This is a genomic window from Streptosporangium sp. OZ121 (assembly GCF_051918885.1).
Classification (GTDB): Bacteria; Actinomycetota; Actinomycetes; order Streptosporangiales; family Streptosporangiaceae; genus Streptosporangium.
This window is the reverse complement of the sequence record NZ_JBPXMC010000086.1, coordinates 1-1,291: the sequence shown is the minus strand read 5'-3', so window position 1 is coordinate 1,291 and position 1,291 is coordinate 1. Positions and strand designations below refer to the sequence as shown.

Here is a 1,291-nt window from a genome sequence, read left to right as displayed (position 1 = left end):
GGCCCGGTGGGCCTGGCCGCCGCGGCGCACCTGGCGACGCGCGGCCTGGACTTCCTCGTGCTGGAGGCGGGGCAGCGGGTCGGCGCGTCGGTCGCGCAGTGGGCTCACGTGCGGGTCTTCAGCCCGTGGCGCTACAACATCGACAGCGCCGCCCGCCGCCTTCTCGAAGCCGAGGGCTGGAGCGCCCCCGACCAGGACTGGCTGCCCACCGGCGCCGAACTGATCGACGACTACCTCGCCCCGCTGGCCGGGCACCCGGCCATCGCGCCCCGGCTGCGCCTCGGGGTGAAGGTGACCGCGATCAGCCGCCTGGGCTACGACCGGGTCCGCTCCGTCGGCCGCGAGCAGGCGCCGTTCCTGATCCGCCTGGCCGACGGCCGCGAGGTCCGCGCTCGGGCGATCGTCGACGCCTCCGGGACCTGGGCCACGCCCAACGTGCTGGGGGCGAGCGGCCTGCCCGCCCACGGTGAAGCCGAGGCGGCCGCGCTCATCGACCACGCGCTGCCCGACGTGCTGGGCGCCGACCGCGCAACCTACGAGGGCCGCCACACCCTCGTCGTGGGGGCGGGCCATTCGGCGGCCACCACCCTGCTGGCCCTGGCAGAGCTGGAGGGGACGCGGATCACCTGGGCGATCCGGGCCACCGACGCCGGCCGTACCTACGGCGGCGGCAGTGCCGACGCCCTCCCGGCCCGGGGGGCGCTCGGCACCCGGCTGCGGGCGCACGTCGACTCCGGCCGCATCACGCTGCTGACCGGATTCTTCACCCACTCCGTCACCGAGGCCGGCGGCCGGGTGACGGTGATCGGCCGCGACCCCTCCGGCGCCGAGCGGTCGGTCACCGCCGACCGCGTCGTGGCCGCCACCGGCTACCGTCCCGACCACTCCATCGCCTCGGAGCTGCGCCTGGACCTCGACCCGATCCTCGGCTCCACCCGGGCGCTGGCCCCGCTGATCGACCCCAACCAGCACTCCTGCGGCACCGTCCCCGCGCACGGCGTCCGCGAGCTGTCCCACCCGGAGCCCGGCTACCACGCCGTCGGCGTCAAGAGCTACGGCCGCGCCCCGACGTTCCTGATGGCCACCGGATACGAGCAGGTCCGATCCGTCGTCGCCGCCCTGGCCGGCGACTCGGAGGCCGCCCACGACGTGCGGCTGGAACTGCCCGAGACCGGCGTGTGCTCCTCCGGCCTGGCCGAGGCGCAAGAGCGGCGGGTCGGCCTGGCCACCGGCATCGGTGGCGGCCTGCTCGCCACCCCGCTCCCGCTGGCCACCGTCGGCGGCGGTGACG

Annotated in this window: 1 protein-coding gene; it reads left to right on the top strand. The window is 76.5% G+C overall.

Translation table 11 applies throughout. The annotated features are described in order from the left end of the window. On the top strand, window positions 1–1,291 hold a 1,291-nt coding region (locus ACTOQ1_RS42805; protein WP_440074335.1), incomplete at both ends, for an NAD(P)-binding domain-containing protein.